This window comes from Dactylosporangium maewongense (assembly GCF_039531485.1).
Taxonomy (GTDB): Bacteria; Actinomycetota; Actinomycetes; order Mycobacteriales; family Micromonosporaceae; genus Dactylosporangium; species Dactylosporangium maewongense.
In genome coordinates, this window is the sequence record NZ_BAAAQD010000067.1 from 1 (window position 1) to 18,968 (window position 18,968).

The window sequence follows — 18,968 nt, forward strand, 5'->3', positions numbered from 1 at the left end:
ATCATGGCAAACAACCCGAAACCCAGCTCGAAGCAACACCGGGACAGTGCCAGGCCCAGCGTACTGAGTGACGTTCGTAACCAGTACCCGACGCATGCGTCCACCTCCAGCCGTAGCGACAATCAGAAATAGGTACGCGAACATTTGGACTCCGCCTCGCGGCTCCCAAACAGGCGCGGTAGTCGGACAAGCTCGTCGGTGATGTGGTAGGGCTGCCGTTGCAGGCGTACTACGAGCCAACGCTCTCCGACAGCCCCAGCAAGTGCCTCGGCGACGACCTTGTCCGGCTACCCGGTTCGTGATGCGTTTGACTGCTCGATATCTCGGTCATCTCGTCGATTTGCGCCCATGTCTCGTAGATTCCGCGTTCCAGGCAGTTCATCCCCAGTCGGAAGATCGCCGACGGGTCCGGTCGCAGGAGCCGGATTCTCTGCCATTGCCGGTCGGTTTGCAGTAGGTGGCAGCGAGCGTCTCTGAAGGTGCCAAAGGTCCGACGGTATGCGGTTCCGGGTGTGCCCGCCGTCGGTTCGGGTGCGCCATCGCCGAGGTGTGCGGGTGGCCACGCGACCGTGGTGGGGGTCGGGTGGTGTTGCTGGTACAGGTCGATGCCAGGTAAGGGTTCGAGCAGGTGGCGGAACTTGCCGCCGGCCACCAGTGCCCAGCCCGCCGGCTTGGGTGTGTAGGAGTACAGCGGCACCTCGGTGCCGTTGGTCGTGTATGCGATGATTTCGGCGTATGCGGGCAGGTGCAGGTCGGCGAGGTCGGCGGTGACGTACTCGGGGATCAAGTGTTGCCCGGACGGGGTAAAGCCGGTGCCCAGTACGGGCGGCCCGACCCGGTCGGCGGGTGCTATCTCCAGCAGGCCCGGGTAGGTGTCGGCCGTGGGCACGTGGAAGTCTTCTGCATACTCGGCTGGCCAGCGCAGCACGTACACGGGACTGTCCGGCGTTTCGTTTCTGCTGCCGATGATGCTCAGGTCGTTGGCGGCGCGCAGGTGCGCCACGTCGTACTCGCGATAGCAGAACCCGTGTGGGAGCCACTGCCCATGCAGGCAGGCGGCGACCTGATTCGCGCTGAGCACCCGCATCATTCGAGTGCCGGTACGGATTTGGATGCTCGCGCGAATGTGGCGAAGTAGAGGATCGGTGTTGCTGGCCGTGGTCTGGCTGGCCTGATGCAGCCTGGTCCAGTCCAGCGCTCGAATGAGTGGGATGGTGAGCGCCTCGGCCAGCGGGGCGGTGGCGTCGATTCCCTCGATGCTGTCGAGGTGGGTGACATGGACGAACTTGCGATAGGCCCAGGGCGAGCCGTGGCGCGGGTTGGCGATGGAGCCGGGCAACGCGGTATCGGTGAGAAGTTCGAAGGCGGCGCCGTGGGCGATGGCAACCGCGTGGTAGCGCTGGCCTTGGTAGATCACGCGGGTCGACGTCATCGCTGCTCCGTTACGGCACGCCGTGTTTCCGGGGTCGGGAATGGCGACGCAAGCTGTCCGGGGCCCGCGGTGTGCGCGCTCGCGCCGTGCCGCGGGCCTCGTAGGCTCAGCCGCCTGGGTGGTAGTTGGTGGCCAGCGGAGCGGCGAAGAGCGGCGCGACCGAGGTGGTACCGCCCGCGGCGGCGGCATCGGGCCGCACCAGGTAGGTCTCCCGGGCCGGAATCTGGCCTGCTTTGCTGTAGTTCAACGGCGCGACGAGGCCGTCGGTGCGCACATCGCTCAGGCTCTGGAACGCTTTGAGCACGCCGGCACGAGTGAGGTCGCCGTTGGCGCACGCGGTTTCCAAGATCCTGGCCATGATCTCGCCCTGCGCGTAGCCGTACATCACATATGAGGACTGCTGCTGCCCGGCGTAGGTGGTCGCGAACGCGGCGCGGACCCTGGTGGGGCCCGGTTCGGTGGCGGAGAACGGCGCGATGGAGGTCGCGACGAGCAAGCGCTTCTCCAGCGCCGGTCGGGCCGGGCCGGACAGCAGCGCCGGACTGAAGGTTGGCGTGGAGCCCAGGAACGTCGCGTCGTATCCGGTGGCCTCGGCCACGGACACCGCCGATGCGGTCTGCGCCGGCGTGATGCTGAGTAGGACGAATTTCGCACCAGCCGAGCGCAATGCGGTGATCTGGCCGGTGAGATCGGCGTCGGTTGGTTTGACCTTGTGCTCAAGCAGGCTCAGGCCGAGGTTCTTCGCGGCGGCGCGGCTTCCGGCCAGGGCGTTCTCGCCGAAGTCGCCCTCGAGGAAGATGTGGCCGATCTTGTCGCCGCGAGCGAGGCCGCGGTTGTCGGCCAGCCACGACACTCCGTTGATCATTTCGATGTCGTAGGTGGCGCCGGTGATGAGGACGTACGGGTTGCTCAGCAGGTTGGAGGACCACGAGGCGGCGAACGCGAGCATCTGGTCACGGCTAAGGCTGGGCAGCAGCGCCGCGATCATCGGTGAGCCGAGCAACTCGTCGAGGGCGAGTACATCGTTCTTGACCTGGCTGTAGGCGGTGACGGCGTTCTGGGTGTCGTATCCATGGTCCTTGACCGTGAACTCCACCCGGCGGTGACACACACCGCCCTCCTTGTTCTTCTGCTCCCAGTACAGCATCCGGCCCTGTTCGATGGACTTGCCCGGTCCGGCGAAGGCTCCGGTACGGTCGGAGAGCACGCCGAGCCGGATCACCTGGTCGGTGACGCCCGGGCCGGTGGCGAGCCCGCCGGATGTGTTGCTGGTGCCGGCCGGTCTGGTACTGCAGCCGGCCAACAGCGCCACTGCGAGGGCGAGGGCGGCGTGCTGCCGCCAGTTCAGGTTGATCGATGCTCGTCGCATCGGCTGATCTCCGTTCAGTGGTTGGGGTGGTTGACAGTTACCTGGCGGCGGGCAGCCAGCCTGCGCTGTACACGCGCAGCGCAGGCTGCGACGCCGCCGGGTTCGATGAGCAGCAGGGCGACGATCGCAGCGCCGTAGAGGAGGGTGGCGGCAACGCTGGGCGTGAGGCCGCCAGACCCCGCGGCGGCCAGACCCGGGATCACGTCGGTGTAGCGTTCGAAGATTGCCGGGAGGGTTGCGACGAACGTCGCGCCTGCCACGGCTCCCGACGCCGAGCCCAGCCCGCCGATGACGGCCATCGCGAGGTACGCCACGGACAGCTTGACGCTGAACGTGTCCGGCACGACCCGTCCGTAGGCGAGCGCGAGCAGCACCCCGCCGACTCCGGCGTAGGCGGATGAGACGGCGAACACGCGCGCCTTGTAGACCGTGACCGGAACACCCATGACCCCGGCCATGAGCTCGCGGTCCCGCAGTGCGCGCAGCGCGCGGCCGGGGCGTGCCCGGATCAGGTTGCGGTAAAAGAGGTATGCGGCGACGACGACGGCCAGGCCCAGGTACCACAGCCGTGCTTCCCGGCCGAACGGCACGCCGGCGATGTAGAGGGTTGCGTCAGGGTTGTCGTCGAACTGGATTCCGGCCAGCGTGAAGATGGGCACGTCACGGCCGTTGACTCCGCCGCTCAAGGCTGGCGTGTTGAACAGCAGATGCTCGCCGAGGAACACCAGGGCCAGTGATGCGATGCCCAGGTAGATGCCGCGTAATCTGGCGGCGATGGGGCTGAACAGCACACCGGCGAGACCGGCCAGGCAGGCGGCCAGCGCCGCGGCGATCACCGGAGGCAGTCCCAGGCCGATCTGCTGTATCGAACCGGTCGACTTCGGTTGGCCCGCCAGGACGGTGTACCCGTACGCGCCGACGGCCGCGAAGAACGCGTGCCCGAGCGAGAGCTGGCCCGCCTGCCCGAGCAGCATCGTCAGGCCGAGGGTGGCCACGACGGCGGCAAAGGCGAACAAGGCGAGTTGCAGCCAGAACACGTCGGCGTACAGCGGCGCGGCGAGCCCGGCTGCGACGGCCGACAATCGCAAGGTAATGCGCAGGCGTGACCGGCGGGTCGACGGGGTGGTTGGCGTCGGGTGCGGTTTCGCGTCGGCCACGGCGGCGGGGCGTTCAGACACGATGGATCTCCCTGGTTCCGAACAAGCCGGCGGGCCGGGCGAGTAGGACGGCAATCATGACGGCGTAGGGCATCACCGTGTGGAAGCCCGCGCCCAGCACGGTCAGGTGGCTGGCGTAACCCTGGGTGAGCACCTCCGCGACACCGACGATCAGGCCGCCTGCGACGGCGCCGCTGGTGGAGTCGAGGCCGCCGATGACGGCCGCGGGAAACGCGCGCAGGGCAATCGTTGCGCTGGCCGGTTGCAGTCCGGGGGATGGGAAGACGGTGATGAACGCGCCCGCGACGGCGGCAAGCGCGCCGGCCAGCAGCCACGCGAACAGTTCGACCCGCGAACGGCGTACCCCCATGAGTGCCGCGGTCTCGGCGTCCTCCGCGGCGGCGCGCATCGCCACACCCCAGTCGGAGAACCTGAACCAGAGGAAGAAGGCCGTGATCAGCACCGCTGATGTGGCGAGGGCCGCGAGACGAGCCTGCGGGATGGTCAACTCAGATAGGTGGAGGACCTTGTCCTGCCAGGGATCGTGCGGCGGCAGGATGTCGCTGCCGATCCGGCGGACGATGTCCGTCTCGATGATGACATCAACGCCGATGGTCATGATGGCGATCGCGGTCACGGAACGGCCGGCCATCCGGTACACCAGGAACCGCTGGATCACCGCCGCGGCCACGAGCACACCGGCGATCGCGGTCAGTACCGCGAGCGGATAGGGCAGCCCGTCCGCACCGAGCCGCACGGTGAGGTACGCGCCGATCAGGACCAGGGCAGGGTGGGCGAAGTTGACCACTCCCCCGGCCTTGAAGACGATGACGAAGCCGAGCGCTAGAAGGGCATAGATGGCGCCCTGGGACAAACCGGCGAGTAGGAGTTGCAGGAACTGGGTCATGTCAATGGACTCCGGGTTCGGCGCCGTCGACGCCGAGGTAGGCACGCTGCACCTCGGGGTCGCGTTGGATCTGGTTCGGGGTGCCGTCGGCGATCAGCCGGCCGAAGTCAAGGACGCTGACCCGGTCGGCGATGCCCATCACCAGCCCCATGTCGTGTTCGATGAGCAGGATCGGGATTTCCAGCTCATCGCGGATGTCGCGGACGAGGTGCGCGAGGCCCGCTGTCTCGTGGGCGTTCATGCCCGCGGCCGGTTCGTCCAGCAGCAGCAGGGCCGGTTCCAGACACAGCGCTCGGGCGATCTCCACCCGTTTCTGGTCGCCGTAAGGCAGCGTGCCCACCGGAATGTCGAGCCGCTCGGCCAGGCCGACGAAGGCAGCAATCTCGCGGACCCGGGCACGGTGGCGGCGTTCCTCGTTGCGGGACCGAGGCAGCCGCAGACCCGCGGCCACAAACCCGGTCCTGGTCAGCAGGTGCCGGCCGAGCAGCAGGTTGTCTTCCACGCTTTCGGTGTTGAGCAGCGCGATGTTCTGGAAGGTACGCGCGATGCCCAGCCGGGCAATGGCGTGTGGCGCTCGGCTCGTGAGGTCGGTGCCGTTGAACCGCACCGTGCCGGCGTCCGGCGAGTACACACCGGAGATGACGTTGAAGAGGGTCGACTTGCCAGCGCCGTTGGGTCCGATGACGGCGTGCACCGACGCGTCCGCGACCTCGAATGACACGTTGTCCAGCGCGGTGAGGCCGGCGAACCGGACGGTGATCGTATCGACCGACAGGATGCTCGTGACTGTGGTGGCGGCATGGGTGCTCATCGCGTCCACCTGGTCAACCGCGGCCGGGGTCCACTCTCGGCCAGTTCAAGGCCGACCGCTGCTTGGATGTCTCCGCCCAGGTACAGGTCGCGGACATCTTCGTTGGCGGCCAACGCCGCCGCCGGGCCGGACAGGGAAACCTCACCGGTGGTCAATACGAGGGCCTGAGAGGCGACGCCGAGTGCCATCGCGGCGTTCTGCTCGACGAGCATCACGGTGGTACCGCGCTCGTTGATGTCGGCGATGATGTGTCCGATCTGCGCGATCAATGCAGGGGCGAGGCCCAGCGACGGCTCGTCGAGCAGCAGCAGTCGCGGTGAGGCCATCAACGCCCGGCCGATCGCCAGCATCTGCTGTTGCCCTCCGGACAGCAGCGCCGCGCGCTGGTCGCCGCGGTCGTGCAGGATCGGGAACAGCTCGTACACCAGGCGGCGGGCGTGTGCGGTGGCGGACCGGTCGCGTTTGCCGAAGGCGCCGATGCGCAGGTTCTCCGTGACAGTCAGCCCGGAGAAGATCCGCCGGCCCTCAGGCGCCTGCACGACTCCCGCAGCGACGATTTCGGCGGGTGAGCGGGACAGCAACGACTCACCGTCAAACGTGATCTCGCCGTGTTCGACTCGACCGCGGTGCTCGCCGAGCACCCCGGAGATCGCCCGCAACAAGGTGGTCTTGCCCGCGCCGTTGCTGCCGAGCACGGCGACGATCGCGCCGGCTGGGACATCCAACGACACGTCCCGTAATCCAAGGACGGTGCCGCCGTAGGCGACACGGATATTGCGTACTGTGAGCATGCTGAGCCCTTCTGAGCAGGATGGACGATGCGGTTGCGCCGAGTAGCTCAGCCGGTTGGCGGCGTCAACGCACCCGGTGCGTCGGCGTACCGGTCTCGCAGTTCGCGTTTCAGCACCTTGCCGGACGGTCCTATTGGCATCTGCTCGACGAACTCCACCAGCCGCGGATACTTGTGCCGTCCCAGCCGCTCCTTGGCCCAGGTGACGATCTCTTCGGGTTGCACCACGCCGGCTTGTTGATCAGCGACGATGACTGCGCAGACCTCTTCGCCGTACGTCGGATCTGGCAAGCCGATCACGGCCACCTGGACGACGGCGGGGTGGCGGCTCAACACCTCTTCGACCTCCCGCGGGTAGACGTTGAACCCGCCCCGGATCACCAGGTCTTTCTTCCGGTCGACGATGCTGATGAAGCCGTCGGCGTCGCGTACCCCGATGTCGCCAGTACGCAGCCAGCCGTCGACGACCGTCACGGCAGTCGCGTCGGGGTCGTCGAGGTATCCGGCGAAAACGTTGTGGCCGCGGATGACGATCTCTCCTGCAGTACCGTCGGGCAGCAGTTCGATTTGGTCGGACTCGGGCGCTGCGACGGCGACCCGGACGCCCCAGACCGGATGCCCGACCGTGCCCGGCCGGCAGCCGAAGTCGGGCTGGTTGAACGCGGCCACCGGCGAGGTTTCGGTCAGGCCGTAGCCTTCGTAGATCTTCGTGGCGAAGGCTTCCTCAAAGCGCTCCAGCACCGCGACCGGAAGCGACGCCCCGCCGGAGACGGCCAGACGCAGGTGCCCTGGACGTCGTTCGTCGTTGCGGGCGGTCTCCAGGAGCGTCACGTACATCGTCGGAACACCCATGAAGACCGTGACCTCCTCGCTGATGAGCAGGTCCAGCGCGGCTTGACCGGAGAAGCGCGCCATCAGGGCCAGGGTCGCCCCGGCGCGGAAGGCCGCGTTCATCGCGCAGGTCTGTCCGAAGGTGTGAAACAGCGGCAGGCAGCCCAGGACGACGTCATCCGACCGCAGACCGAACAGGTCACGCGAGACACTCGTGTTGAGCAGGAGGTTGAGGTGCGTCAGCATCGCCCCCTTGGGGCGGCCGGTCGTACCGCTTGTGTACAGCACCGCGGCCAGGTCGTCCGGCTCCCGCGGCACCGGCCAGTCGAGCGAATCACCAACGGCGGCGGCCGCAAGGCAGCCGACGGCCTGACCTTCGGCGGACAACTGCGTCTCGATGTCGACCAGCGGCACTCCGGCCAGGTGCGCCGCCGTGACCGCGTTCTGCCACAGGACGCCACCACTGACGAGGTGGGACGCGCGGCTGTGCGAGAGGACGTAGGCGGTCTCCTCGGGCGTGGCAAGCGCGTGTAGCGGTACGACCACCGCACCGGCCGCAGCGACGGCATAGTAGGCGCGTGGAAAGTCCGGCACGTTGGGCAACAGCACACCCACCCGGTCCCCGGGTCGCACCCCGAGCCCGCGCAGCAACCCCGCCCACCGTCGCGCGTCATCCCACAGCTGCCGGTAGGTCAACCGGACTGCACCGCCGATCACCGCCGTCCGGTCTGGAAATCGTTGTGCGGACTCGGCCAACACGTCAGCGAGGTTGAGACTCATAGACTTCTCCCCGGAGTTTGTTGACAGGTGGGTGCGATCGCCGCATCCACGAGGGCAAGGTTCGGGTTGAGCGTTTGGCGGTGCCGACGTCATGTGCCGACCCAGCTGCGTTACGAAAGAGCGTGCGGGTGGCGTCGAAACAACGCCATGTGCAGATGCCCAACAATTACCCCCATGTTTCTGGGCAGTTGCCACGGCGTGACGTCCCCATTCCCGGGCCGATCCCATAGGATCGCGATGTGGTGAACCGCCGCCATCCAGCGAGCCCCGTCCCTGCGTCGGCAGCCCGACTGCTCCGGCCGCTGGCCGGCGCGCTGCTCAACGACCTGGACAGGCTGACCGACGAGCTGGTGGTCGACATACAACAGCACGGCCTGCTGTACGCCACCGAGGCTCGGGTCACCCGGGCCGACCTGTGGGCTACCTCGCACGCCAACGTCAGGCGGATTCTGCAGCTCCTTGCCGGATCCGTGCCAACGGGCACCGATCCACTCGACGCGCCGCGCGACACCGGACGACGCCGGGCCGAGCAGGGCATGCCGCTGGAAGCCGTCCTCCAGGCATTCCGGCGAGGCGGCCGAGTGGTCTGGCACGCGATGGTCGAACATGCCCGCAACACACCCGACGTCAATCACGACACCCTGCTCGACTGCGCCACCGCGATCTGGGAAGTCATCGATCGGCAGTCGTCCGCCGTCGCCGTCGAGTACCGGCTCACCGAAATGGAACTGCACAAGCGCGACGCGACCCGGCGCGAGGCCCTCTTCGAGGCGTTGCTCGACGGACACGGCGACAACTCCACGGTGCTGCAGGCCGCAGCCACCGCGATCGGGATACCGATCACCGACCGCTACCTCGTCGCGGTCGCCGTTCACGACCCGGCGAACGTTCCGGCACTGCCAACCCCCTCATTCGCGCTACGCGCCATCGGGGTCTGGTCCTACTGGCGGGCCCGGCCACACGCGCACATCGGCCTCATCCGCATGTGCGGCCGACCGGTCGACGAGATCATCTCCGCGCTGCGGACCTTGCCCGGCAGGACGATCGGCCTCTCCCCAGAACTCAGTTCACTCGCCGCCCTCGGCGAGGGCCGCAGCCTCGCCGAGCATGCCCTCCGCACGATCCCCACCGGCCGGCCCGACGTCGCCTGGCTGGACGAACGGTTGCCGGAAGCACTTCTGTGCGACGCCCCAGCGATCGCCAGCCGCCTCGTCGACAGGTACCTGGCACCCATCCTGCAGGCACCCGAAGGCGAAAGCCGTCAGCTGCTCCACACCCTGCAAACCTGGCTCGACTGCGGTGGATCAGCCGGTCGAGCCGCCACCATCCTGTTCTGCCATCGCAACACCGTGCTCAACCGGCTGAGCCGGATCGAAAGCCTCACCAACCGGTCCACCGACTCCGGCCGCGACCGCATGGGTTGGGCATTGGCACTGCAGGCCCTGCCGCTGCTGACAACACTCGGCACGCCATCCGACCAACCCACCTACCCCCCATCGTCGTTGCCGGATACCATGCCTTCCGCGTCGACTCCGGCTTGACGGCCAGCGGCTCGATCGGTGAAGTGTCAGTTGCGCCGCTCGCGTGCGCGTCCGCAGGTCCAAGGGGGCAAGTGTCCATCAGCGGATACACGCCGTTTCAGGACAGCCACGTCGAGACCGCACACGGCCACCGACCCCTTGCCGCTACACGCGTTACCTACACTGCCGATCTGCTCGGCGGCCGTCATGTGTGCGTGCGGTCGGGCCAGACAGCGCTCATAGCCTCGAGGGTGGGCTGGAGCACCGCCTCCACGAGTGACTCGGTACGAAGATGTGTGCCGCATTGGTAGTCCGGATTGCGAACCATCGTGGCAAAGGCCGTCCGGTTCGGATACATGACCAGCAGGACCGCATCCCACTGTTGTCCGGTCTCGGCAACCAGAGCGGACTGGCCCAGGCCGTAGTAGATGATCTGTCCGCCGACCTCTTCGGCGAACGGACGGAAGTGACGCAGGTACTCGGCATAGCGCTCCGCTGCGCCCGATGCGAACCGGAGCAGATTGAGCATGACGACGGGTTGGCCGTCTTCCTCAGCCATCAGACGTTTCAAGTCGGCGCCAAGCGGATTCACGGCCATTGCGGATCCTTCCGATTTGTTGGTGAGGTGCTCCGGGTTTGATGGAAGGCATTGCGTGCCTCCGCCGAGGCGATGCCCGTAGCGGTGAGCACCCCCGGGCCCGCAGGGCATAGGGGCGGTTCACCGACGTCCGAACCCGGGAACTTGATGATCTCGTACAGCGTTGGGCCCCGGCGACGGTCCGGGAAGGTCTAGGCAGCACAGTCGATCGCAACCTCTAGTAGCGAGGTGGCGGTCCACCCTGGTACTGCCGAGTTGGCTGGCTGGTCCAGCAGACGGTCGCGGCGGCGACGAGGTTGCGTATCCGCGCGGCTCGCAGTTCGGCTGCCCGTTGTGCGGGGCCGTACTGGTAGGCGCTCACGTAGCGTGGTGCGCGTACGCCGAGCCAGGCGCCGTACAGTACCGAGACCTGACCGTGATCGTCTACTGTGGACATCCACCGGGGTCCTGGGGTGACGTTGGGAGCGGCCCAGACGTCGCCGCTAGCGTCCATCAGTTCCAGTCCTGACGGCCCGAGGCGCACGCTCCAGCCGGGGAGCGTCACGGGCGACGATGCGTCCAGTGGAAACCGTCCGAAGCCGCCTCGCACGAGCAGCTCTACCTGCAGGTCGAAGGTGCGGCGGGTCTGCGGGTCGACGGCCATCAGCGGCTCGGCCGGTTCCAGCAAGAGGATGGCTGCCGGGCGGACATTATTGACGGTCCACCCAAGTGACGGATCGTCGGCGAGCAGAGGGCGCCCGGCCGTCTCACACCCGGCCATAAGCCGGCTGATAGTGGTCCAGTCGGGCCCTGGCGGCGTGCATGGTGGTGTGACAGAGGGTTGGGCAGCGGCGAGCGTGTGGTTGGCGGGCATGGCGGCACCCCTCTGGCGCGACGGCTGGCTCAGGCGTGCAGGAGGTGTCGGGCCATGACGATGCGTTGGACCTGGTTCGTGCCCTCGTAGATTTGCGTGATCTTGGCGTCGCGCATCATTCGCTCGACTGGGAAGTCCTTGGTGTAGCCGTAGCCACCGAGCAGCTGCACCGCGTCGGTGGTGATCGCCATCGCGGCGTCGGAAGCGAAGCATTTTGCCGCGGCGCCGAAGTAGCCCAGGTCAGGATCGCTGCGTTCGGACTTGCCAGCCGCTACGTAAGTCAACTGCCGGGCCGCCTCCAGCTTCATGCCCATGTCCGCGACCATGAACTGCAGGCCCTGGAAGTTTGCCACAGCCGTGCCGAACTGCCGACGCTCCCGCATGTACTCGACGGCGGCATCGAGCGCGCCCTGGGCAATTCCCACGGCCTGCGCCGCGATCGTGATCCTGGTGTGGTCAAGCGTTCGCATCGCCAGCCGGAAGCCCTCTCCGGGTTCGCCGATCATCCGGGACGCCGGGATCCTCACACCGTCGAGATAGACCTCGCGAGTCGGTGAGCCTTTGATCCCCAGCTTGCGTTCCTGCGCGCCGAAGCCGACCCCGGCGTCGTCTTTGTCCACCACGAACGCGGAGATGCCGCGCGCCCCGGCGCCTAGCTCGGTGACCGCGAAGACCGTGTAGAACTGCGAGACCCCGGCGTTGGTGATCCAGCGCTTCACCCCGTCGAGGATGTAGTGGTCGCCGTCACGCACCGCCCGGGTCTGCATCGCGGCGGCATCGCTGCCGGCCTCAGGCTCGGACAGGCAGTAGGAGAACAACGCCTCCCCGCGCGCGACGGGCGGGAGGAACGTGCGCTTGAGCTCCTCAGAGCCACCCAGCAGCAGCGGCATCGTGCCCAGCTTGTTGACCGCCGGGATCAGCGAAGACGACGCGCAGGCACGGGCCACCTCCTCGACCACGATCGCGGTGGCGAGGGCATCGGCGCCGGCGCCGGCGTACTGCGCTGGGATGTGCGGCGCGTGGAAGTCCCCAGCCCGCAGCGCTTCGTAGGAAGCCTGCGGAAATTCGCCCGACTCGTCAGCTGCTGCCGCGTTCGGCGCGACCTTGCCATCGCAGAGCGCGCGTACGGCGTCGCGGATGGCCTCGTGTTCTTTGGGAAGCCGGTACATCTGTCAACCCCTCCAGCAGGCCTGACCCTCAGTGTCACAATGTAGGGCACTGAGTGTCACGACGAAAGTGTGCGTGGCATGGTTCACTACTGGGAGAAAGGCAGACCCATGCCCGGCCAGTCGCGCGTTCGGCACGATCTCACCGCAGCCGCGGTTGAGCTATTCCTCAGGAAGGGGTATGACGAGACCACCGTCGATGAGATCGCCGAGGCGGCAGGGGTCGCCCGACGTACCTTCTTCCGGCATTTCCGAACCAAAGAAGACGTCGTCTTCCCGGACCACGACGACTGCCTGAAGCGGGTTGAACAGTCACTGGCCGACGCCGACCCGACCCAGCCGCCACTGGCGGCGGTCGCTGTGGCCACGCACCTGGTCCTAGCCATGTACACCGATGATCCCGATGCCTCGGTCCAGCGCTACGAACTGACCCGGCATGTGACGGCGCTGCGCGACCGCGAGCTCATCGCTACTAGCCAATACCAGCGCGTCTTCACCAGTTACCTGAACCGCCGCTCGGGCGGCCAGCCGCACACCAGGCTGCCCGACGAGGTCGCGGCGGCAGCTGTGGTCGCCGCACACAACCACGTCCTGCGGCAATGGCTGCGCGACGGCGGAAAGGATGACGTGCATGCGGAACTGGACCGGGCACTCGCCGCAGTCGATGCATCTCTCGGCCCATGGCTGGCCGGCAGACCCAGCAGCGAGCCGACCACCGACGATCAGGTCGTGGTCGTGATCATGCGCCGCGGCACCCCGATGTGGCGGGTCGTGCAGGAGGTGGAGACCGCCGCAGCGGGCTGAGCACAACAGAGACAGGGACTATCAAACGAACGAACGGCTCTGACACAGAGGAGCAATCTACAGTCCCGGATTTGTAGCCCAGGGCGAGGTTCTCGGCACCGAAGATCGGGGTCGGAAGTGGCGATGACCTGTGACTTCGGGCGCCCTGGGCCTCTGCCGTCGTCCTGCCCGCCCGCCGACTATCGCAGCATGTCCTATCAACGTGCGGGGGGTCAGGCGTAGGTGTAGAAGCCGCGGCCGCTCTTGCGGCCCAGCAAGCCCGCGTCGACCATCCGGGCGAGTAGCGGCGGAGCGGCGTAGAGCGGCTCCTTGAACTCCTCATAGAGCGACTCGGCGACCGCCTTGGTCGTATCCAGCCCAATCAGGTCCGCGAGTGCAAGGGGGCCTTGGGGATGCGCTGCACCCAACACCAATCCCTGGTCGATGTCCTCGGCCGTCGCGAAGCCAGACTCCAGCATCCGGATCGCCGAAAGCACGAACGGGATCAACAAGGCATTGACCACGAACCCGGCGCGATCCTGGCAGTCGATCGCCTTCTTGCCCAAGACTCCCTCGACGAGAGCGCGAGCCCGTTCGGTGGTGTCGGTCGAGGTGAGAAGGCTGGGAACCAGTTCGACCAGACGCAGCACAGGCACAGGGTTGAAGAAGTGCACACCGATGACGTTCTGAGGTCGCGAGGTGGCCACGCCGAGTTTCATGATCGGGATGGACGACGTATTCGACGCGAAGATCGCGGTAGGCGAGACCACGATCTCGTCGAGCTTGCGGAACAGATCGGTCTTGGCCGCCTCGTCCTCGACGATCGCCTCAACGACGATCTCACGGTCTGCGAGAGCGTCGAGTTCGGTGGCCAAGCGGAGTCGGCCGAGAACCTCCGATGCCGACTCGATCCTGCCTTTTGCCTCCGCCCGCTCCAACGATTTCGCCAACCGCATGCGGCCGGCCGCCGCTGCCACCTCGCTGGACTCGACGACCACGACATCCATGCCTGCGCGGGCACACACCTCCGCGATCCCTGCCCCCATCAGGCCGCACCCGACCACTCCGACTCTCTCCATGACGCCGCCCTCTCCGACCATTCCGAGCAGGTATACTCCGTACCGCCAGAACGGTACCCAGTACCGTCGATCGCTACAAGTTGCAGTTACGTTGGCAGATTCACAGACATGTCGAACCCCGAGTACTGGCCTCACTTCAGATCTCCCGGGCGATTTCAATGAACGCGGCCGCGACACGCAGGACGGGCGAAGCGCCGTGCCGACCCCGAGCGGCGCACCCGAGATGCTGCATCGACCGTGCCCGGCGAGAACCGCCCAGACTGGGCTGCGTTCTCCCGCAGTCCGCGCATCGTTCGCAACCTGGGCCTGCACGTCAGCTAGCTGTGATCAGCCTCGATCGCCTCATCACGTACCACTCGAAGTAGTGGCGGGCGCCGTGACTTCCACCACCTCGAAGAGCCGGCGTGACGGCACCGCCCGTGCAGGGTCGAGCAGCCACGCCTGGCATCGCCATGCGATCGAACACATCACATTTCGTCGGGGCGCTCCCGGCCTTCTCGGCCAACCCAGTACGAACGGCTGTCCAACTTGGACAGCCGCCCCAACCAGGAAACCCCGGCGGGCATCGGGTCGACTGCCGCGCCCACCGAGCTCAGCCAACGCCATGTGATGCCGATGGCGTGACGTCTGGGCCCGGCGTGTCACCTGTCGGCGTTTCTGTTGCCAGATGCAGCCGCAGTCCCCAGAAGAACCGCGAGTGCGACGCGCAGTAGCCGTAGCCGGCCCACCCGGCCAGGTCCGAGCGTTTGACCGTCGGCCTGGACCGGCCGCATTCCACCGGCGTGGAGTCCACCACCCAGGTCGTGTTGTCCCACAGGTCGGTGTCCGCCGCGACCACCCGGATCGCCCGTTTCAGCAACGGCACCGCCGCCCGCAACCGCTTGTTGTACCCGGACTGTCCTGGCAGGTACGGAAACGCTCCGGGCAGATGTCCCGGCACGAACCGCAGCCAGCGGGCCTCGGACCTGACCCCGAGGAGCACCTGCGCCACCGCCAAGGTCAGCAGCTCCGCGTCGGACAACCGCGGTGGCCGCCCGGTCCTGCGCGGCCGCCCGAGCCAGTCATCGATCTTCACGTACAGTGCGCCAAAGCAACTGTGGTTTACGTCAGCATCGAAGCGGATCACGCGAACCTCCGGCTCTCAATCCGCGACAACGGTATCGGAGGAGCCAACCCCGGCAAAGGCTCCGGACTGATCGGCCTGCAGGACCGCATCGAAACCCTCGGAGGCCACATGGAAATCGCAAGCCCACCCGGCGGGGGGACTGCACTGCACGTCGACATCCCCGTCAACGACACGTGAGGGCCAACGACCGTCCCGCCTGCTTCAGGACGGTCGATCTGTAGACAGCCCTTGTCCATAGGCCGAGTTGAGGTAGAGGACGCAGTCATTGACTCGGACACCGGTCACCTCCGAACGCGTACACGAAACGTCAGGGTTTGCCCGCCGAGACTGTCCCCGCCGAGGAGTTGCGCCTTCCTCACAGTCGGCCTACCACCACACCAACCGGTGCGACGGACCCGACGGGATTGCCACGTTCCACACGCACAAGCAACGACCGGGATGGGTGCCCTCTGCATCCCGGGACGGCGGTGCTCTCACGACCGGCATAGAATCACCGATCGCCGCCTGCCGCTTCCCAGCGGCCAGTCCTACGCCCCGGCACCACAACCCATCCGACGGGGCTCAACCTAACGAGACATCAACGAGGATTCACTTGCGTTCACCCGTCCGGCCTTCCCCTCGCCGGTAACCCCCGGATTGAGCAGAGGTCCTTGGGCTTCTACCCCTGAACTTCGCCGTCGAGGAGGAAAGTTCGCTGTGTGCCGTCGGGTAGGGTCGGCGGCTCCGTGCCGCCCCAGGACAGTTCGAACTACATAAGGTCAGGCCACAGGAGCGGCGAATTCAGTGGTTCGCGCCATGCCCGCGGCCCGGCCCTTCGCGGAGATGACCAGCGCCATCTTCCGCGACGCCTCGTCGATCATCTCGTCGCCGAGCATGACCGCGCCGAGGCGGCCGCCCTGCTCGGAGGTGTAGTAGTCGTAGGCGTCGAGGATTAGCTCGGCATGGTCGTAGTCCTCCTGCGCGGGCGAGTAGACCTCGTTCGCCGCGTCGATCTGCCCCGGGTGCAGCACCCACTTGCCGTCAAAGCCGAGCGCGGCGCTGCGCCCGGCGACCTCCCGGAACGCGTCCACGTCGCGGATCTGCAGGAACGGCCCGTCGATCGCCTGCAGGTCGTGCATGCGGGCGGCCATCAGGATCCGCATGAGGATGTAGTGGTACGGGTCGCCCGGGTATCCGGGGATGAGCGCCCCGACGACCAGCGACTTCATGTTGATCGAGGCCATGAAGTCGGCCGGGCCGAAGATGATGGTCTCGATGCGCGGGCTGGCCGCAGCGATCGCGTCGACGGTGACCAGCCCGGCCGCGTTCTCGATCTGCGCCTCGATGCCGATCTTGCCGACCGCCAGCCCGATCGTCTTCTCGATCTGGGTCAGCGTCAGGTCGAGCCACTGCACCTGCCCGGCGTTCTGCACCTTCGGCAGCATGATGCAGTCGAGGTTCTCGCCGGCGCCCTCGACGACCTCGATGACGTCACGGTACGTCCACGGCGTCGTCAGGTCGTTGACCCGAACGACCCGGGCCTTGCCGGCCCAGTCCCCCTCGTTGAGGGCCGCCACGATGTTCTTGCGCGCCTCGGCCTTGGCCAGCGGCGCGACGGCGTCCTCCAGGTCGAGAAACACCTGGTCAGCGGGCAACCCCTGCGCCTTGTCGAGCATCTTCACGCTCGATCCGGGCACGGCGAGACACGAGCGGCGCGGACGTCCGAGGGCGGCCATGGCGGGACTCCTTAGCGAAGGTTTAGGGACGTACGCCGTCGCCGCGGCCGGCGGCCCATCAAGCGGGCGAACTGCGCGCGGAGGCGCGCTTGCAACTGCGCTGGCCGCATCGTCGTGGTCGTCGTCATGGCGTCGAACTCCGAAGATAGGTTGATCGGAGCTGAAGAGAGAATTGGAGGGGGTGAGCCGGCGCTGGGAGACACGGCTCGGGGTCCGAACATGCAGGTGCGGAAGCCTGTTCCAGGTTGCCTCGCTGGCGCCGCTATTGGGCCAACGCGGTCCACGTCCAGGTCAGCACGTGTCTTGGGTCCTCACTTGGCCATTGACGCGCGAAGGCCTCAGATTGGATCTGATAGACGGACGTCGTGCCTGGTCCCTGCTCGATGCGCATCACCCGGTGACTGCTCCACACAGTGTCCTGCTCCCGGACGGGGGCAATATGGTGACAATCACGCCAGGCCAACGGTAGGAGGATCTCGGGCATCGCCCGGCAGGCCTGCGAGAACGTGAGCCCGATTGTGTGTCCACCGTAGACCAGGCGATGCCCGCCGGACGCGAACCGGTCGTGATGCACCCGTGCCACATTCATCGTGAGGCGGGCCAACTCGGGCGCGTTCGACACCACATCACCGCCGACCTCGAAGACCACACTGGTCCTACCGCCCCGAGGCGTACAAACCGCTTTTCCTTCCGCCACGATGTCCAGATTCCACTGCGTCAGGACGGCGGGCAGTTCCTCGGCGTGCACCCGCGATTGATGGATCAGTGACCCGAGGCGGGTACCTTCGTCCCGACGGATTGGAAGCATCGCGCACCTGTCGAAGTCGAGGACCGTCCGGCCCTCCTGATCGACGGTCTTGATGCGCAGCAGGACGAGTCCGGTCGGAGGTTTCTCGGGCTTGTGGCTGTTGGTCTTCTTGTCGACCACAGTGGTGCTTGTGGTGATCCGGTCGCCGATCGCGGCGAAACGGTGGAAGTACAGGCGCCGGTAGAAGAGGTTGGCAATGACCTCCCTGGTCGCCGAGGTGGAGGCCCCGATCGCGAGGTCCCAGACAAGAGCCGGATTGGCGAGCGGATGGCCGTGGGTGACGTCACGGGCAAGCTTGGCATCGAGGCTCAGTTCCAGGTGATTCCCGATGATCGCCTGGTGGGCGGCGGCCAAACCGTCGGTCACGGTGATCGACCGTAACGGCATGGTCTGACCGATTTGAAGGTCCTCGAAGAAGGGGCCACCTCGCATGTCGGTCATGTCTGCTCACTCCGTCCGACGACGCCAGCAGCCGTGAGGCGGCCGATGCTCTCGGCGTCGTGCTGCAACACCTCGCGCAGGATTTCGGCGGTATCGCCGGCTGGCGTCGGTGCTGGTAGGGGCCCTTGCCGTTGTCCGGCGAAGACGAGCGGCGCGCCCGGCGCCATATGTTGTCCGATCCCCGGCTGATCTAGACGCGTGAGGATGGACGAGGGATCGCCTTCATCAGCCTGAGTCACGACTTCGCGGAAGGTCCGAAATCTCGACCAGAGAACGCGCGTGCCGCCGAGTACGTGTTCGACGTCAGCCGCGGAATTGCGGTCGAACCACCGCTGCACGAGCCCGGACAGAATGTCCCTGAACTTGTAGCGCATCGATTCGTCGGCGAAATCGACGGTGAGCGCGGACTGGAGCGCATCGATCACCCTGGAAAGACCGCAGGCTCTGACCAGGTCGATCCACTGGCGAGTCGTGAGGATCACCACCATGAACCGATGGCCGTCCGCGGAGGTGAAGTCGTGCGCGAAGCCACCGTATAGATGATTACCGATCTTGGGCCGATCTATGCCGACGAGCTCTGCCTCGGCGAGGAAACCGAGGTGGCCGGCGACGGAGAGCGCTACATCTTCGAGCGCGACCTCGACGGATGTGCCCCGGTGCGTCTGCTCGCGGGTTCTAAGAGCGACCGGCAATAGGGCGTAAGTCGGTCAGAAGATCAGAGCGGGGCAGCAAGCGGGCACAGGCATCAACGATCATGTGAGTTCTCTACGCTCCGTGATCGACAAGGATGCCCGTGCCCGCG

Annotated in this window: 16 protein-coding genes and 1 pseudogene; 2 read left to right on the forward strand and 15 right to left on the reverse strand. The window is 66.7% G+C overall.

Features of this window, described 5'->3' with window-relative positions; translation table 11 throughout:
- Positions 1-229: 229 nt before the first annotated feature.
- The 7 genes from ABD332_RS59175 to ABD332_RS59205 all read right to left on the reverse strand — a co-directional run bounded on the left by ABD332_RS59175 (position 230) and on the right by ABD332_RS59205 (position 8,077).
- Entirely contained in the window at positions 230-1,432 is a 1,203-nt protein-coding gene (locus tag ABD332_RS59175; protein WP_344515847.1) for a hypothetical protein, read from the reverse strand.
- Between the two features lie 106 nt (positions 1,433-1,538).
- Positions 1,539-2,654, reverse strand: a complete 1,116-nt coding sequence (locus tag ABD332_RS59180) for an ABC transporter substrate-binding protein (protein ID WP_344515848.1) — start codon at positions 2,652-2,654, stop codon at positions 1,539-1,541.
- A gap of 161 nt (positions 2,655-2,815) precedes the next feature.
- Complete coding sequence (locus tag ABD332_RS59185; protein ID WP_344515849.1) at positions 2,816-3,979, reverse strand: branched-chain amino acid ABC transporter permease; 1,164 nt, start codon at positions 3,977-3,979, stop codon at positions 2,816-2,818.
- Positions 3,972-4,865, reverse strand: a complete 894-nt coding sequence (locus ABD332_RS59190; RefSeq protein WP_344515851.1) for a branched-chain amino acid ABC transporter permease — start codon at positions 4,863-4,865, stop codon at positions 3,972-3,974. Before ABD332_RS59190 ends, ABD332_RS59185 begins: the two co-directional genes overlap by 8 nt.
- 1 nt (position 4,866) lies before the next feature.
- Positions 4,867-5,676 carry an ABC transporter ATP-binding protein gene (locus tag ABD332_RS59195; RefSeq protein ID WP_344515853.1) on the reverse strand — a complete coding sequence of 270 codons (810 nt, stop codon included), beginning with the start codon at positions 5,674-5,676 and terminating at the stop codon, positions 4,867-4,869.
- Entirely contained in the window at positions 5,673-6,467 is a 795-nt protein-coding gene (locus tag ABD332_RS59200; RefSeq protein WP_344515855.1) for an ABC transporter ATP-binding protein, read from the reverse strand. Before ABD332_RS59200 ends, ABD332_RS59195 begins: the two co-directional genes overlap by 4 nt.
- Before the next feature lie 47 nt (positions 6,468-6,514).
- Positions 6,515-8,077: a long-chain-fatty-acid--CoA ligase gene (locus ABD332_RS59205; protein WP_344515857.1), complete on the reverse strand. Its 1,563-nt coding sequence runs from the start codon at positions 8,075-8,077 to the stop codon at positions 6,515-6,517.
- Between the two features lie 239 nt (positions 8,078-8,316).
- Here ABD332_RS59205 and ABD332_RS59210 point away from each other — a divergent pair, with 239 nt between their 5' ends.
- The gene (locus ABD332_RS59210) at positions 8,317-9,618 is read left to right on the forward strand and encodes a PucR family transcriptional regulator (RefSeq protein WP_344515859.1); all 1,302 of its coding nucleotides are present in this window, start codon (positions 8,317-8,319) and stop codon (positions 9,616-9,618) included.
- A gap of 184 nt (positions 9,619-9,802) precedes the next feature.
- On the opposite strand, the gene ABD332_RS59215 is transcribed toward ABD332_RS59210, so the two are convergent.
- From ABD332_RS59215 to ABD332_RS59225, 3 genes are all read right to left on the reverse strand, one after another.
- Positions 9,803-10,195 (reverse strand): DUF1330 domain-containing protein, encoded by a 393-nt coding sequence (locus ABD332_RS59215; RefSeq protein ID WP_344515861.1) that lies wholly within the window; start codon positions 10,193-10,195, stop codon positions 9,803-9,805.
- Between the two features lie 217 nt (positions 10,196-10,412).
- A complete protein-coding gene (locus ABD332_RS59220) occupies positions 10,413-11,048 on the reverse strand; it encodes a hypothetical protein (protein ID WP_344515863.1) in 636 nt (211 codons plus the stop codon).
- Between the two features lie 29 nt (positions 11,049-11,077).
- Positions 11,078-12,217 carry an acyl-CoA dehydrogenase family protein gene (locus ABD332_RS59225; protein WP_344515865.1) on the reverse strand — a complete coding sequence of 380 codons (1,140 nt, stop codon included), beginning with the start codon at positions 12,215-12,217 and terminating at the stop codon, positions 11,078-11,080.
- Positions 12,218-12,295: 78 nt separating this feature from the next.
- Between ABD332_RS59225 and ABD332_RS59230 the strand changes: the two genes are divergently transcribed.
- Positions 12,296-13,018, forward strand: a complete 723-nt coding sequence (locus tag ABD332_RS59230) for a TetR family transcriptional regulator (RefSeq protein ID WP_344515867.1) — start codon at positions 12,296-12,298, stop codon at positions 13,016-13,018.
- Positions 13,019-13,230: 212 nt separating this feature from the next.
- On the opposite strand, the gene ABD332_RS59235 is transcribed toward ABD332_RS59230, so the two are convergent.
- From ABD332_RS59235 to ABD332_RS59255, 5 genes and pseudogenes are all read right to left on the reverse strand, one after another.
- A complete protein-coding gene (locus ABD332_RS59235; protein WP_344515869.1) occupies positions 13,231-14,097 on the reverse strand; it encodes a 3-hydroxybutyryl-CoA dehydrogenase in 867 nt (288 codons plus the stop codon).
- A gap of 622 nt (positions 14,098-14,719) precedes the next feature.
- A pseudogene (locus ABD332_RS59240) lies at positions 14,720-15,157 on the reverse strand (transposase family protein); the annotation flags it as partial.
- Between the two features lie 803 nt (positions 15,158-15,960).
- Positions 15,961-16,917: an HpcH/HpaI aldolase/citrate lyase family protein gene (locus ABD332_RS59245; RefSeq protein ID WP_344515871.1), complete on the reverse strand. Its 957-nt coding sequence runs from the start codon at positions 16,915-16,917 to the stop codon at positions 15,961-15,963.
- A 262-nt stretch (positions 16,918-17,179) separates the two neighbouring features.
- Complete coding sequence (locus ABD332_RS59250) at positions 17,180-18,166, reverse strand: hotdog family protein (RefSeq protein WP_344515873.1); 987 nt, start codon at positions 18,164-18,166, stop codon at positions 17,180-17,182.
- Positions 18,163-18,858, reverse strand: a complete 696-nt coding sequence (locus tag ABD332_RS59255; protein WP_344515875.1) for a CoA transferase — start codon at positions 18,856-18,858, stop codon at positions 18,163-18,165. Before ABD332_RS59255 ends, ABD332_RS59250 begins: the two co-directional genes overlap by 4 nt.
- Positions 18,859-18,968 lie beyond the last annotated feature (110 nt).